This window comes from Rhodococcoides trifolii (assembly GCF_014635345.1).
Classification (GTDB): Bacteria; Actinomycetota; Actinomycetes; order Mycobacteriales; family Mycobacteriaceae; genus Rhodococcoides; species Rhodococcoides trifolii.
The window spans coordinates 822,478-837,553 of sequence record NZ_BMCU01000002.1; the positions used below are offsets into that span (position 1 = coordinate 822,478).

The 15,076-nt window shown below is 65.8% G+C and carries 13 protein-coding genes; 8 read left to right on the plus strand and 5 right to left on the minus strand.

Annotated features, from left to right (window positions below):
* Positions 1–37 precede the first annotated feature (37 nt).
* Positions 38–952 carry a tRNA pseudouridine(55) synthase TruB gene (gene truB / locus IEW02_RS11080; RefSeq protein ID WP_229745943.1) on the plus strand — a complete coding sequence of 305 codons (915 nt, stop codon included), beginning with the start codon at positions 38–40 and terminating at the stop codon, positions 950–952.
* 9 nt (positions 953–961) lie between these two features.
* Here truB and IEW02_RS11085 read toward each other — a convergent pair whose 3' ends face one another.
* Positions 962–1,633, minus strand: a complete 672-nt coding sequence (locus IEW02_RS11085; protein WP_229745944.1) for a metal-dependent transcriptional regulator — start codon at positions 1,631–1,633, stop codon at positions 962–964.
* Between the two features lie 89 nt (positions 1,634–1,722).
* Here IEW02_RS11085 and IEW02_RS11090 point away from each other — a divergent pair, with 89 nt between their 5' ends.
* The 4 genes from IEW02_RS11090 to IEW02_RS11105 all read left to right on the plus strand — a co-directional run bounded on the left by IEW02_RS11090 (position 1,723) and on the right by IEW02_RS11105 (position 7,008).
* Positions 1,723–2,697: a bifunctional riboflavin kinase/FAD synthetase gene (locus IEW02_RS11090; RefSeq protein WP_188544826.1), complete on the plus strand. Its 975-nt coding sequence runs from the start codon at positions 1,723–1,725 to the stop codon at positions 2,695–2,697.
* A 103-nt stretch (positions 2,698–2,800) separates the two neighbouring features.
* The gene (gene rpsO, locus IEW02_RS11095; protein ID WP_188544827.1) at positions 2,801–3,070 is read left to right on the plus strand and encodes a 30S ribosomal protein S15; all 270 of its coding nucleotides are present in this window, start codon (positions 2,801–2,803) and stop codon (positions 3,068–3,070) included.
* A 301-nt stretch (positions 3,071–3,371) separates the two neighbouring features.
* The gene (locus IEW02_RS11100; protein ID WP_188544828.1) at positions 3,372–5,651 is read left to right on the plus strand and encodes a polyribonucleotide nucleotidyltransferase; all 2,280 of its coding nucleotides are present in this window, start codon (positions 3,372–3,374) and stop codon (positions 5,649–5,651) included.
* Between the two features lie 28 nt (positions 5,652–5,679).
* On the plus strand, positions 5,680–7,008 hold the full coding sequence (locus tag IEW02_RS11105; RefSeq protein WP_188544829.1) for a M16 family metallopeptidase: 1,329 nt from the start codon (positions 5,680–5,682) through the stop codon (positions 7,006–7,008).
* 3 nt (positions 7,009–7,011) lie between these two features.
* On the opposite strand, the gene IEW02_RS11110 is transcribed toward IEW02_RS11105, so the two are convergent.
* The 4 genes from IEW02_RS11110 to IEW02_RS11125 all read right to left on the minus strand — a co-directional run bounded on the left by IEW02_RS11110 (position 7,012) and on the right by IEW02_RS11125 (position 10,084).
* On the minus strand, positions 7,012–7,401 hold the full coding sequence (locus IEW02_RS11110; protein WP_188544830.1) for a thiol-disulfide oxidoreductase DCC family protein: 390 nt from the start codon (positions 7,399–7,401) through the stop codon (positions 7,012–7,014).
* 26 nt (positions 7,402–7,427) lie between these two features.
* Positions 7,428–8,498 (minus strand): fused (3R)-hydroxyacyl-ACP dehydratase subunits HadA/HadB, encoded by a 1,071-nt coding sequence (locus IEW02_RS11115; protein ID WP_188544831.1) that lies wholly within the window; start codon positions 8,496–8,498, stop codon positions 7,428–7,430.
* A gap of 72 nt (positions 8,499–8,570) precedes the next feature.
* Positions 8,571–9,749 carry an NAD(P)/FAD-dependent oxidoreductase gene (locus IEW02_RS11120; protein ID WP_188544832.1) on the minus strand — a complete coding sequence of 393 codons (1,179 nt, stop codon included), beginning with the start codon at positions 9,747–9,749 and terminating at the stop codon, positions 8,571–8,573.
* A complete protein-coding gene (locus IEW02_RS11125) occupies positions 9,746–10,084 on the minus strand; it encodes a bifunctional 3-phenylpropionate/cinnamic acid dioxygenase ferredoxin subunit (protein WP_188544833.1) in 339 nt (112 codons plus the stop codon). Before IEW02_RS11125 ends, IEW02_RS11120 begins: the two co-directional genes overlap by 4 nt.
* Positions 10,085–10,335: 251 nt before the next feature.
* On the opposite strand from IEW02_RS11125, the gene IEW02_RS11130 reads away from it, so the two are divergent.
* From IEW02_RS11130 to IEW02_RS11140, 3 genes are read left to right on the plus strand one after another with little or no spacing between them, the layout of a single operon-like run.
* Positions 10,336–12,756 (plus strand): GcvT family protein, encoded by a 2,421-nt coding sequence (locus tag IEW02_RS11130; protein WP_188544834.1) that lies wholly within the window; start codon positions 10,336–10,338, stop codon positions 12,754–12,756.
* Positions 12,757–12,796: 40 nt separating this feature from the next.
* Positions 12,797–13,894 (plus strand): N-methyl-L-tryptophan oxidase, encoded by a 1,098-nt coding sequence (gene solA, locus IEW02_RS11135; RefSeq protein WP_229746011.1) that lies wholly within the window; start codon positions 12,797–12,799, stop codon positions 13,892–13,894.
* Positions 13,891–15,063, plus strand: a complete 1,173-nt coding sequence (locus IEW02_RS11140) for an aromatic ring-hydroxylating oxygenase subunit alpha (RefSeq protein ID WP_188544836.1) — start codon at positions 13,891–13,893, stop codon at positions 15,061–15,063. The genes solA and IEW02_RS11140 overlap by 4 nt, the downstream gene beginning before the upstream one ends.
* The last annotated feature ends 13 nt before the right edge of the window (positions 15,064–15,076 follow it).

Sequence of the window (15,076 nt, forward strand, 5' to 3'; positions counted from 1 at the left end):
TGTCTTGGCCTTGCAGCAGATGGCAGGATAGGCCCTCGTGCCTCATGTGAAACCGCCCACCGGACTTGTCGGTGCCGGGCTGCTCATCATCGACAAGAGTCCCGGTATGACGAGCCACGACGTGGTGTCGGCGTGCCGAAAGTTGTTGAAGACGCGCAAGATCGGGCACGCCGGAACCCTCGATCCGATGGCGACCGGCGTACTGGTGCTGGGGGTGGAACGCGCCACCAAGATGCTGGGCCTGCTCGCCCTGACGACCAAGGCGTACACGGCGACGATTCGCCTGGGCTCGGCCACCACCACGGACGACGCCGAAGGGGAGACGCTTTCCACCTCGGACGCATCCGGGGTGGCGGACACCGACATCAACACGGAAATGCTGCGGTTGACCGGTGACATCAGCCAGATCCCGTCGAGTGTGAGCGCCATCAAGGTCGACGGAAAACGCGCGCACGCGCTGGTTCGCGACGGTGAGACGGTGGTGCTCGAACCTCGCCGGGTGACGGTGAGCCGCTTCGAGCTGACCTCGGTGCGGCGGGGAGGCGGCGTGGTCGATCTCGAGGTGGAGGTCGACTGCACGTCCGGAACCTATGTGCGAGCCCTGGCTCGCGACCTCGGTGACGCGCTCGGAGTCGGAGGGCACCTGACGGTCCTGCGCCGCACCAGAGTCGGGCCGTTCACGCTCGAGCACGCGCGCACCCTGACCGAACTCGAGACCGCCCCCGCGGTCAGCCTCGACATCGACGCTGCGGCCAAGACCGCGTACGAGCATCGCGGCGTCAGCGCCGAGGAAGCGGAATCGATCAGTCAGGGTCGGTGGTTGGACCCGATCGGCATGAAGGGCATCTACGCAGCGATCGATCCGGACGGCAATACCATTGCGCTGCTTCAGGAACGGGGCAAACGGGCGAGCACCGTGATGGTGGTGCGGCCGGCGACGTTGCGGGACTGACCGGTCGAGCTACACCGTCATCCAAATGGCCTCGGCAGCGATCTGGCCGAGGTCGATGGGGGTGTCGGCGGTGTCGATACGCACCGCGACCGTGCCGGCGAAATCGCGCCGCTCGACCATCTCGATCGTCAGATCGAGGCTGATGCCGACCGTGTCGAAGTAGCGGAGCATGTCCGGGTCGGCGTCGGAGATGCGGGCTACGCGTCCCTCCTGGCCGACACGAAATTCGCTGAGGGGGATGGCGCGCGGAGCGGGGATGTCGCCGTCGGCAGTGGGAATCGGGTCGCCGTGGGGGTCACGATCCGGGTGGCCTAGCTTGATGTCGATGCGGTCCATCAACAAATCCGAGACGGCGTGTTCGAGCACTTCGGCCTCGTCGTGCACCTCGTCCCATCCGTAGCCGAGCTCCTGCACCAAGAACGTCTCGATCAGGCGGTGGCGTCGAACCATGGCGACGGCGGCTCGACGGCCAGTCTCGGTGAGTGCGATGGCGCCGTAGCGCGCGTGGTCGACCATGCCTTGGTCCGACAGTTTGCGAATGGCCTCCGAAACGGTGGAGGGCGACACGCCGATCCGCTCGGACAACATCTTGGTACTGACCGGCTCGTCGGAATACTCGCTCGCGGTCCAGATGACCTTGAGGTAGTCCTGTGCCACGGCGGACAGCAAGAGGGGGTTCACGACCACAGCTTAGGCAAACCAGTGCCCGCTCACGCGCGCGACACATGTGCGCGTGACCGTCGCGCGATGTGGCCGTAGTGTTCTCTCCTGTGCAGCGATGGCGAGGTCTCGACGAGGTGCCTGCCGATTGGGGCCGGTGCGTTCTGACGATCGGTGTGTTCGACGGCGTGCACCGAGGTCACGCGCAATTGATCGGTCGGGCAGTCGAAGCCGCCGCGGCGCGGGGCATTCCGAGTGTTCTCATGACTTTCGATCCGCATCCGATGGAGGTCGTACGACCGGGGAGTCACCCCGCTCAACTGACGACGCTCACCCGCCGGGCCGAACTCGCCGAGGAACTCGGCATCGACGTGTTCTGCGTCATGCCGTTCACGGCGGAATTCATGAAGCTGACGCCGGAGCGCTACGTCCACGACATTCTCGTGGAACGTCTGCATGCCGCCGAGGTGGTCGTGGGGGAGAACTTCACGTTCGGCAAGAAGGCGCTCGGAACCGTGCCGTTCCTCGAGCAGGCGGGGCGCAGATTCGGCTTCGCAGTCGATGGAGTCAACCTCCTCGCCGAACACACGGTCACCTTCTCGTCCACCTACATCCGCGCCTGCGTCGACGCCGGTGACGTGTCGGCGGCGGCGGAAGCGCTGGGTCGTCCGCACCGGGTGGAGGGCGTGGTGGTGCACGGCGACGGTAGAGGTCGGACCATCGGTTATCCCACCGCCAACGTCGCGCCGCCCATGCACGCCGCCATTCCGGCAGACGGCGTCTACGCGTGCTGGTTCACCGTCCTGGGCGCCGGTCCGGTCGTGGGCACCGTGAAATCGGGCAAACGGTGTCAGGCCGCGGTGTCCGTCGGCACCAATCCGACGTTCTCCGGACGGACCCGCACCGTCGAGGCGTTCGTCATGGACGGCGACGCGGACCTGTACGGGCAGCACGTTGCCGTGGACTTCGTCGAGCGGCTGCGCGGCATGGAGGCCTTCGCCTCCGTCGACGAGCTGGTCGAGCAGATGGATCGGGACGTCGTTCGCGCACGGGAGATCCTGACCGCCGTCGCCGATGGTCGGTAGGACCGTCGCGCGCTGGTAGGCTCTTCTCTCGGTGCGTGCTGCGGTTCGCGGCGGCCACACCACCGTTGAACACACGCGAACGTCAATCACCAGGAGTTATGCAGTGGCTTTGACCACCGAAGAAAAGAAGAAGGTCCTCGGCGAGTACGGCTTGCACGAGACGGACACCGGATCGCCCGAGGCGCAGGTGGCCATGCTCACCAAGCGCATCGTCGATCTGACCGAGCATCTGAAGGTGCACAAGCACGATCACCACTCCCGCCGAGGCCTCCTGCTGCTCGTCGGACGTCGTCGTCGCCTGCTGAAGTACGTTCAGAAGGTCGACGTCGCCCGGTACCGTTCGCTCATCGAGCGTCTGGGACTGCGTCGATAAATATCCACCCTGCACTGTTAGCCAGCGAGGCATGCTTAGACTGAGCCTCGCTGGCTAAACGTGTTTCCGCAGCACCAGCTTCACAGCACAACCAGCAGTAACGAAGTCGCTCGTGGTCGATCGGTCACACGGGTCGGTCTCCGGTAGTGACTCCTCGGTTCCGCCCCGACGTTCGGGGCGCGGCACCAGGGGTTTCGATCGTGGACCGCCTCCGCCGCCGTTCGGACACGCCGCCAGGGCCACCGGGCCGTCTGGCGCGCCCGGGTGGGAGCGGCGAAGACGAGAGGACGAGAGAGCAGACATGACTACAGCAGAAACGACAACAGAAGCGGCCGTGGAGGTCGACGAAGGCGTGTACGAAACCACCGCCGTCATCGACAACGGCTCGTTCGGTACCCGCACCATCCGCTTCGAGACGGGGCGTCTCGCCCGCCAGGCCGCCGGATCCGTCGTCGCCTACCTCGACGACGAGACCATGCTCCTGTCGGCGACCACCGCCTCGAAGAACCCGAAGGACCACTTCGACTTCTTCCCCCTCACGGTGGACGTCGAGGAGCGCATGTACGCCGCCGGTCGCATCCCCGGATCGTTCTTCCGCCGTGAAGGACGCCCCAGCACCGACGCAATCCTGACCTGCCGCCTGATCGACCGGCCGCTCCGTCCGACCTTCGTCGACGGACTGCGCAACGAGATCCAGGTCGTCATCACGGTCATGAGCCTCGATCCCAAGGATCTCTACGACGTCGTGGCCATCAATGCCGCATCCGCGTCGACTCAGATCGCCGGACTGCCGTTCACCGGCCCGGTCGGTGGCGTTCGCGTCGCGTTGATCGGCAAGCAGTGGGTGGCGTTCCCGACCAACGAGCAGCTGGGGGAGGCCGTGTTCAACATGGTCGTCGCGGGGCGCATCGTCTCCGGATCGGGTGCCGACGCCGACGTCGCCATCATGATGGTCGAGGCCGAGGCCACCGAGAACGTCTTCGAGCTCATCGAGGGCGGGTCGCAGGCTCCTACCGAGGCCATCGTGGCCGAGGGCATCGAAGCGGCCAAGCCGTTCATCGCCTCGCTTTGCGACGCGCAGAAGGCACTTGCTGCCAGCGCCGCGAAGCCCACCGGTGACTACCCGTTGTTCCCGCCCTACCAGTCGGACATCTTCGAGGCCGTCGAGGGCGCAGCTCAGATCCCACTCGGCGAGGCCCTCACGATCGCCGGCAAAGCCGAGCGTGAAGACAAGCTCGACGAGGTCAAGGCGCAGATCCTCGAAAGCGTCGGCGACCGGTTCGAAGGTCGCGAGAAGGAGATCGGCGCAGCGTTCCGCTCGTTGACCAAGAAGCTGGTCCGCCAGCGCATCCTGCGCGATCAGTTCCGCATCGACGGTCGCGGCATCACCGACATCCGTGAGCTGTCCGCCGAGGTCGCCGTGATCCCACGCGCGCACGGCAGCGCACTGTTCGAGCGCGGTGAAACCCAGATCCTGGGAGTCACCACCCTCGACATGGTCAAGATGGCACAGCAGATCGACTCGCTGGGACCCGAGACCAGCAAGCGCTACATGCACCACTACAACTTCCCGCCGTACTCCACCGGCGAGACGGGACGCGTGGGATCGCCGAAGCGTCGCGAGATCGGCCACGGAGCACTCGCCGAGCGTGCGCTTCTGCCCGTGCTTCCGAGCCAAGCCGAGTTCCCCTACGCAATCCGTCAGGTGTCGGAGGCGCTGAGCTCCAACGGTTCCACGTCCATGGGTTCGGTCTGTGCGTCCACGCTCGGCATGCTCAATGCCGGTGTGCCGCTGAAGGCGCCGGTGGCCGGCATCGCCATGGGTCTGGTCTCCGACCAGGTCGACGGCGAAACCCGCTACGTCGCACTCACCGACATCCTCGGCGCCGAAGATGCCTTCGGTGACATGGACTTCAAGGTCGCCGGCACCAAGGATTTCGTGACGGCCCTGCAGCTCGACACCAAGCTCGACGGAATCCCGTCGCAGGTTCTCGCCGGCGCGTTGTCGCAGGCCAAGGATGCGCGTACGACGATTCTCGAGGTCATGGCCGAGGCCATCGACGCCCCCGACGAGATGAGCCCGTACGCACCGCGTGTCACGGCCATCAAGGTGCCGGTCGACAAGATCGGTGAGGTCATCGGACCCAAGGGCAAGATGATCAACTCCATCACCGAGCAGACCGGTGCCAACATCTCGATCGAAGATGACGGCACGGTCTACGTCGGTGCAGCGGACGGTCCGTCCGCGCAGGCCGCGATCGACATGATCAACGCCATCGCCAACCCGCAGCTCCCGAAGGTCGGCGAGCGTTTCCTCGGAACCGTCGTCAAGACAACGGCTTTCGGCGCGTTCGTCTCGCTGCTTCCGGGCCGCGACGGGTTGGTCCACATCTCCAAGCTCGGCAGTGGCAAGCGGATCAACAAGGTCGAAGACGTGGTGAGCGTCGGCTCGAAGCTTCGGGTCGAGATCGCCGACATCGACAACCGCGGCAAGATCAGCCTCGTTCCGGTCGAGGACGACGCCGCTGCTCCCGCAGCGGACGCTCCGGCCGAGACCTCCGAAGAGGTCAGCGCCGATTAAGAAATTCTCGAACGCGACGGCGCAGTCCATGGAGTCCGGACTGCGCCGTCCGCGCGTGAGCACCCCTCAGGAATCCGGCGTGTCGCGAACGACTCTGCCCGGTGGGGTGAGAGTGGTGACCGAGTTCGTTCCCGGTGTGCGCTCCGCGTCCGTCGGTGTCTGGGTGGCGGTCGGCTCTCGTGACGAAGGTCCATCGGTGGCGGGTGCCGCCCATTTTCTCGAGCATCTGCTGTTCAAGTCGACGCCGACGCGGACGGCACTCGAAATAGCGCAGGTCATGGATGGTGTCGGCGGTGAGTTGAACGCGTTCACGTCCAAGGAACACACCTGCTTCTACGCACACGTGTTGGACGAGGACCTCGACCTCGGTCTCGATCTGGTTGCCGACGTGGTCCTGCGCGGGCGGTGCCGGGCCGACGACGTCGACGTCGAACGTCAGGTGGTGCTCGAGGAGATCTCGATGCGCGACGACGACCCCGAGGATCTGCTCGGCGACGCATTTCTGGAGGCGTTGTACGGCGATCATCCGATCGGCCGGCCCGTCATCGGGACCGTCGAGTCCATCGAAGACATGACCCGAGCGCAGCTGCACTCCTTCCATGTGCGGCGCTACACCGCCCCGCGGATCGTGGTGGCCGTTGCGGGCAACGTGGACCACGAGAGCACCGTCGCGAGCGTTCGGCGCAGTTTCGGCGATCGCATCGGGGGCGACTCGGTCCCGGCGCCTCGCCGCACCGGAAGTGGACGCATCAAGACGGCACCCACTCTCAGTGTGACCACGCGGGACAGCGAACAGGCCCACCTGTCGCTCGGCGTGCGTGCCTTCGGGCGCCACGAAGGCAATCGGTGGGCGCTGTCGGTGCTCAACACAGCGGTCGGTGGCGGGCTGAGTTCGCGCCTGTTCCAAGAGATTCGGGAAGAGCGCGGTCTTGCGTACTCGGTGTACTCGTCGGTGGACACCTTCGCCGACACCGGCGCGTTCTCGGTGTATGCGGGGTGTCAGCCGGAGAACCTCGGCGAGGTGACCACACTGGTCCGCGAAGTGTTGGCCACGGTCGCGGCCGACGGCATCACCGACGCCGAGTGCGCGCGCGCCAAGGGGTCGATGCGGGGCGGACTCGTTCTGGGACTGGAGGATTCGGGTTCACGAATGAACCGGATCGGTCGTAGCGAGCTGAACTACGGCAATCACCGCAGCGTGTCCGAGACGTTGGCCAGGATCGATCAGGTGACCAACGACGAGGTGCGCGACGTCGCGAGAACCCTGCTCGCCCGCCCGATGGCAGCCGCCGTCGTCGGCCCGTACAAGAACGCGCGACAATTGCCGGCGTCCGTGAAAACGGCGGTCTCAGGCTAGGTTTCAGGCGAGCTTGTCCCGTTCCGCCTGCGGGAGAGCGCATGTGGGCGTCCCGCCGGGAAGCTTGTCGCGGTTGTTCGCAATCACGCGGTACACCGGCCGAGCCAGCAACTCGATCGGCGGGAACGCCAAGGCATGCCCGGCCAACTTCCAGACACCTGTGCTCGTGCGCAGCAGATCGGCGATAGCACGAGGCCCGGCGGTGGCGCGTCCGCCGTCGACCCACTGCACGGCGTTCTCGCAGTCGTCCTGCGTGACCGGCAAACCGTCGAGGTCCGTGTGCTGCCACGCTACGACGTCCGCGGTGTTCGGTATCCGCCGAGTCAGAAACTGGGCGCACGACGAACAGAACGCGCAGTCACCGTCGTACAGGAACAGAGGTCGGTCGGTCATACCTCCAGTGTGCACGCCCACGCCACTCAGGCCAGCTGAACCGTCGCGGTCGCTCGGTGCCCCAGGATGCGCTTGCCGTTGAATCGGGCGTCGAGAGAGACGACCGCAGTGCGTGTCTCGGGGTCGAGCGACTTGACCTTGCCCGCCAACTGCAGCTCGGCCGGGCGGTCCGGGTGCACGCTGACCGGGCTGGTGAACCGCACCGTGTAATCGCGGACCGCACCCGGGTCGCCCAGCCACGTCGTGAGGTAGCCGGCCGCGACTCCCATCGTCAGCATGCCGTGCGCAACCACGGTCTCGAGATCGATCATGTGCGCGAACGCGTCGCTCCAGTGGACCGGGTTCGCGTCTCCCGCCACGCCGGCGTAGTTCACCAGGTCTCCGCGGGTCAGTTCGACCGTCCGAGGCGGAAGTTCGTCACCGACGGCTACGTCATCGAATCGTTGTGTCGCAGCGGAGGTGTGCGGCGGGGTCACCGGCTCGTCGTACGTCGGCTTGTCCTCGAGCTCGGTTTCGGTGTCGTCGCCACCGGCCCCGAACGACGTCATTCCGTGCATGATCATCCCGCGTGCGGCGTCGGCCACGGACTCGTCGATGTCGCCTTTACGGCCGATCAGCAGCGTCGTGTACGTGATCTGGACGAGCTCGTTGAGCTGGTTCGACACGATGTTCTTGGTGACCATCATGTCGCGCCCGACGATCTGGCGGAACGAGTCGAGCGAGACGTCGCACACCAGGCGGTCGCCTGACTTGATGGGGGTGTAGTACTCGATGACCTGGTCGGTCTGCAGCATCTGGCTGAGGTCGTATCCGGTCGCGATGGTAGCGAGCAGCTTCTTCTGCGCCAGGGTTCCGACCAGTGAGATGAAGGTCAGCGGGGCGATGAGGCCGTCGTAGCCGTAACCTGCAGCCGCGTCTTCGCTCCAATGGACGGGGTTCAGGTCCTGGACGGCCTTGGCGTACTCACGCAGCTTTTCGCGACCGACCTCGTAGTAGTCGTCCACGCGGTAGTGGTACCCGACCATGGCGCGAGCGTGGTCGGCCGGATCGAACGCCGCGTCCGTGCTTGATTCTGTGGTCCGGTCATCGATGCTCATCGCGGCGAGATTACCGGGTTCGCGCCGTACCCAATAATCACGAGCCAACGTCTGTGTCGGTCACAACGAACGTCAGGCGATCGCGGGGTCGACGACAACGGTGGTGGCGAGCTGCTTGCGAATGCGCGTGAAGGTTCGCGGTGTGTCGACCGCGAGTACGGCCACGGTCTCGTCGCCGCGTTCGTAGATTGCGACGAACGGGCCGTTGCCGGGATCTCCCTCGATCACCCGCACCGAGTCGGTGGGTTGACGCCATCCGGCGAACTGGATGCGCTTGCCGTACTGGTCGGACCAGAAGTAGGGCGCCGGCCGACGGTCGGGTGCGGGCTTTCCCAGAATGGACCGCGCGACCACCGCGGCCTGGGTGATGGCATTGGACCAATGTTCGCTGCGATGGTGGTCCTGAAGAACCACGTCGAAGCTGCGCGCGCAGTCGCCGATGGCGTAGACGCCGGGGACGGTGGTTCTGCACGTGGAATCGGTGACGAAGCCGCCGTCGATCGCGAGCCCGGACGCCGCAGCCCACTCGGTGTTGGGTACGGCCCCGATGCCGATGACGACGACATCTGCCGGCAGCGACCTGCCGTCACCCAAGAGAACCGACTGCACGGCTCCATCGACGCCGACGAGCGTGTCGACAGCCGCACCGAGGATCAGATCGACGCCGTTGGCACCATGCATGCCGACGCACAGCTCGGCCATGTCGAATCCGAGTGGGCCGGAGAGCGGTGCGATGGACGCCTCGACGACGGTGACGTCGATTCCGGCCGCGGAGGCGGTGGAGGCGACCTCGGCACCGATGAATCCGGCCCCGATGACGACCAGGTGTCGAGCCGCGGCGAGGGATGCTTTGAGCGCCACCGCGTCGTCGAGGGTTCGGAGCGTGTGAACCCCGGCCAGTTCGTCGGCGCCGATGAGTGTGCGAGCTCGTGCGCCCGTGGCGATGACGGTGGCGTCGGCGGAGACCGTGCGTCCGTCGTCGAGCACGACCGACGAGCCGTCCAGTCCGGCTGCGGCAACGCCGAGGAGCCAGTCGACGTTCAACTCCTCGTCGTCCGTCACGAGGGAGGTGTCGGTGACGGATCCGGTGAGGAACGCCTTGGACAGCGGCGGGCGGTCATAGGGGAGGTGCCGCTCGTCACCGACGACGGTAATGTGCCCGGTGAACCCCTCGTCGCGCAGTGCTCGTACCGCAGAAAGGCCCGCCAGGGACGCGCCCACGACGACAACGGATCGGGCGGTGTCGGTCACTGCCGGTAGAGCTCGAGCACGACGACACCGTCGACGACGTCCACCGCATGTGTCCGCACGGCCACCTTGGCGGGGGTTCCCGAGGGCATCCCGGTCCGGAGGTCGAAGCAGGCCTCGTGCAGCGGGCACTCGACGGCGCAGTTCTCCACCCAGCCGTCGGCCAGAGACGCGTCCTGGTGCGTGCACGTGTCGTCGATGGCGTAGAGGCCCTCGTCGGTGTGGAAGACGGAAATGGGGTCCCACCCCGGCGGTGTCACCGTGACCACTTCACCGATCGGGAGTGCCGCGAGGTTGCACACCGGGTACGGGGTACTGGTCTGGAGCAGTTCGGTCATCAGGCACTCCCACCGGATTGTCACCGGTATGTCGGAATCGAAGTCTGGTTGTCGAGAGCGCAACATGGATCCCGATGCGCAACAGAATGCGTGATACACCGGGGGTTCGTCAACCGATGCGGGCGGCGTGTTCCTTTCTTTGTTCCACGGGTTGACGGACTCATCCAGACGCCGGAGACTGTTGCGTAGTGAACGACGTGTTGCGCAAAGCGCAACACACAGCCCAACAGTTGCAACATGAGAGGTCCCGCGTGTCTTCACCTCGCGTCGTCGTTGTCGGAGCCGGGATCGTCGGCACCTCCCTCGCGGACGAAATCACCTCCCGGGGGTGGACCGACGTCACCGTTCTGGACCGAGGTCCCCTCTTCTCGACCGGTGGTTCCACCTCCCACGCACCCGGCCTCGTGTTCCAGACGAACTCGTCGCGCTCGATGTCCAACTTCGCTGCATACACCGCAGACAAGTTTCGCGGACTGCACCACGAGGGCGGGTGGTGCTTCAACACCCTCGGCGGACTCGAAGTCGCCACCACACCCGAGCGGTGGGAGGACCTCCAGCGCAAGGCGGGATGGGCACAGTCCTGGGGAATCCAGGGAACGCTTCTCGACCCAGCAGAATGCGTCGCGTTGCACCCGCTGGTCGACCGTGAGCGCATTCTCGGCGGATTCCACACTCCCAGCGACGGACTCGCCAAAGCAGTACGCGCAGCCGAAGCTCAGGCGCGGCTCGCCGAAGCGCGCGGAGCCGTGTTCCGCGGCCACACGCCCGTCACCGAGATCCTCAGTGCGGGCGGTCGCGTGACCGGTGTGCGCACCCCGAACGGCGACGTGCCCGCCGACATCGTGGTCTCCGCAGCGGGGTTCTGGGGTGCGCAGTTGGGCAAGCAGGTGGGGCTCACCGTCCCACTGGTCCCCATGGCTCACCAATACGCGATGACCGGACAGATCGCACCGCTGGTCGGGCGCAACAGCGACGTCGCCGAAGCGGGTCTGCCGATTCTGCGGCACCAGGATCAGGACCTCTACTACCGCGAGCACGGTGATCGCATCGGGATCGGGTACTACGGACACGACCCCATGCCTGTCGACATGGCGACACTCGAGTCCGACACGGCGGGCGAGCAGATGCCGTCGATGTTGCCGTTCACCGAAGACGACTTCGCCCCCGCGTGGCGCGAATCCATGGCTCTGCTTCCCTCGCTGGGAGATTCGAAGGTCGAGTCGGGTTTCAACGGCATCTTCTCCTTCACCCCCGACGGTCATTCCATCGTCGGCGAACACCGTGAGCTGTCCGGTTTCTGGGTCGCCGAGGCGATCTGGGTGACACACTCGGCCGGCATCGCGAAAGCCGTGGCCGAGTGGATGATCGACGGCGCACCCGAGGTCGACATCCACGAATCGGACCTCTACCGATTCGAGGAGACCGAGCGCAGCGCCGATTTCATCCTGGAGACGAGCAAGCAGGCATTTGTCGAGGTGTACGACATCGTGCACCCGCGCCAGCAACGCGAGAAGCTGAGAGGGTTGCGCCGCAGTCCTTTTCACGCGCAGGAAGTCGCGTTGGGCGCTCAGTTCGTGCAGGGCGGCGGCTGGGAGCGGCCGGCCTGGTACGCCTCCAACGCATCCGAAGCTTCGACCGCTCCTCCCCGCGACGACTGGTCCGCTTCGTTCTGGTCGCCGATCTCGGTCGCCGAGGCCACCGTGACGCGTCAGCGCGTCGCGATGTTCGACATGACGCCCCTCACTCGGTACGAGGTAGCCGGGCCCGGCGCCGCAGCGTTCCTGCAGCAAGTGACGACCAACAATGTCGACAAATCCATCGGCAGCGTCACCTACACCCTGATGCTCGACGAACTCGGCGGTGTGCGCAGCGATCTCACCGTCGCACGCCTGGCGACCGACCGATATCAGGTCGGAGCCAACGGCCCCCTCGACATCGACTGGATGACACGCCGCCTACCCGGTGACGTCACGGTCCGCGACATCACCGGCGCCACCTGCTGTATCGGTGTCTGGGGTCCGCGCGCGCGCGATCTCGTTGCGCCGCTGTGCGACGCGGACGTCTCGCACGAGGGCTTCAAATACTTCCGCGCCGTGCAGACGTACATCGGGGCCATTCCGGTGACGATGTTGCGTGTCTCCTACGTCGGCGAACTCGGATGGGAGATCTACACCGGCGCCGAACACGGCGGGGCGCTCTGGGATCTGCTGTGGTCTGCCGGAGCGGAACACGGTGTGATCGCGGCGGGGCGACTCGCGTTCGACAGTCTGCGGCTCGAAAAGGGCTACCGATCGTGGGGACACGACATGAACTCCGAGCACACCCCGGCGGAAGCAGGAGTGGAGTTCGCGGTCCGTGACAACAAGGAGTTCGTCGGGAAAGAGGCCCTCGCAGGCCGACCGGCGACGAAACGACTGCGCACCATCGTGTTCGATTCGGCAGACGCTGTCGTTCTGGGCAAGGAACCGGTGTCCGTCGACGGCGCGGTGGTCGGGTACGTCACCAGCGCGGGGTATTCCGCCACGATCGGTCGCACGATCGCCTACGCGTGGCTGCCGCTCACCGTTTCCGTCGGAGACAGCGTCACCGCAACATATTTCGGCCACGACCTGACCGCGACGGTCGCCGACGACGCTGTCGTCGACCCGTCCGGCGAGCTGATCAGGAGATAGAGACTTGCACTACGACGTCATCGTCATCGGGCTCGGCGGAATGGGCAGTGCAGCGGCCTTCCATCTCGCCGACCGCGGCCAGAACGTTCTGGGCCTGGAAAAATTCACCCCGGCGCACGACAAGGGGTCCAGCCATGGCGGATCCCGCATCATTCGTCAGTCGTACTTCGAAGACCCCGCTTACGTCCCGTTGTTGCTGCGGTCGTACGAACTCTGGGCGCAACTCGCGCAGGAGTCGGGGGAGGAGGTGTACCGGATCACCGGTGGCCTGTTCATCGGACGCGAGGACTCGGTCACCGTCGCCGGCAGCCTGAAAGCCTCGCAGCAGTGGTCGCTGCCGCACGAGATTCTCGATGCAGCACAGGTGAAGTCGCGGTTCCCGGCGTTCGACCTGAACGACGACGAGATCGCGCTGTTCGAAGCGGCCGCCGGTTTCGCCCGCCCCGAGCTCACCGTGCAGGCCCACATCGATCTGGCGATCAAGCGCGGCGCCACACTGCAATTCGGTGAAACGGTCCTCGAATGGGCGGAGATCGACGGCGGCGTCCGAGTCGTCACCGACAAGGGCTCGTACACGGCGGGTCAGGTCGTCATCTGCCCCGGTGCCTGGGCGCCCGGTCTGCTCGAGCAGTTCGGTGTGCCGATCGTCGTCGAGCGTCAAGTTCTGTACTGGTTCGATCCGGTCGGCGGCACCACGCCGTTCGAGCACCACCCGATCTTCATCCACGAAGCAGCGGACGGCATGCAGGACTACGGCTTTCCCGCAATCGACGGCCCCGACGGTGGTGTGAAGGTCGCCTTCTTCCGCAAGGGTCAGGAATGTACCCCGGACACCATCGACCGGACCGTCTACCCCGAGGAGATCGAAGCGATGCGGACGCGAGTCAGCGAAACGTTGCCGGCCCTCGACGGTGATTGCCTCGACACGGCAACCTGCATGTACTCGAACACCCCGGACGAACACTTCGTGATCGCCCGACACCCCGACGCCGCCAACGTGACTGTGGCGTGCGGTTTCTCCGGACACGGCTTCAAGTTCGTTCCGGTGGTCGGTGAGATCCTCGCCGACCTCGCGACGACCGGCCGCACCGAGCATCCGATCGCGCTGTTCGATCCGCGACGGTTGGTGACAGTATGACCGCGGTAGAGGACACCCCTGACGCCACGTCGTTGATGCCGACTTTGGCGGGCGAGTACTACACCAGCGCGGACATCTTCGCCGCGGAGCAGGAGCGCGTCTTCGAAGAGATGTGGTTCTGCAGCGTTCGTAGTGCGGATCTGGAGACGCCGGGTGCGTTCCGACGCGTCACCGTGGGCCGCGAGAGCGTGTTGGTGGTGCGCGGTCGAGACGGCGCACTGCGGGCGTTCCTGAACGTGTGCCGTCACCGCGGGGCGATGATCTGCACCGAGGAGTCGGGCCAGGTCAAGCGCAACCTGCAGTGTCCGTACCACGCGTGGACCTACGGGCTGGACGGCAAACTGATCGCCGCCCCGAATCTCGCGTCGCTCAAGGACGATTCGGGCGCCGACCTCGACCGTGTCGCCTGGGGCCTGATTCCGGTCGCACTGCGTGAATGGCTCGGGTACGCCTGGCTGTGCCTGGCCGACGAACCACCACCGTTCGAGGACGACGTCATCGGCGCAGTCACCGAACGTCTCGGGACAGCCGAGGCGGTCGGCCACTACGGAGTGGACGGTCTCGCGCTCGGCCATCGCGAGGTGTACGACGTCGCGGCGAACTGGAAATTGATCGTCGAGAACTTCATGGAGTGCTATCACTGCGCCACCATTCACCCCGAACTGACCGAGGTCCTTCCCGAGTTCGCGGACGGACTGGCGGCCCAGTACTTCGTCGGCCACGGCGCCGAGTTCGGCGAAGAGGTACGCGGTTTCACCGTCGACGGGTCCGACGGGTTCGAGTCCCTGCCCGGTCTCGACCCCGATCAGGATCGCCGCTACTACGCCATCACGATCAAGCCGACCGTCTTCGTCAACCTTGTTCCCGACCACGTGATCGTGCACCGGATGTTCCCGATGTCGGCGGACCGCACCGTCGTGGAATGCGACTGGCTCTACGCTCCCGACGTGGTCGCGGCGGGCGCGGACACCGCACGCTCCGTCGAGTTGTTCCACCGGGTCAACGTCCAAGATTTCGACGCGTGCGAACGTACTCAACCCGCGATGTCGTCGCGGGCTTACCGTAACGGGGGCGTGCTCGTCCCCGCCGAACACCACATCGGGGATTTTCATGCTTGGCTGAACGAACGGTTGAGCCTGCGGGAAGGCCGGAGGCCGGTCGGACATTAGCGAGAGGACCCCG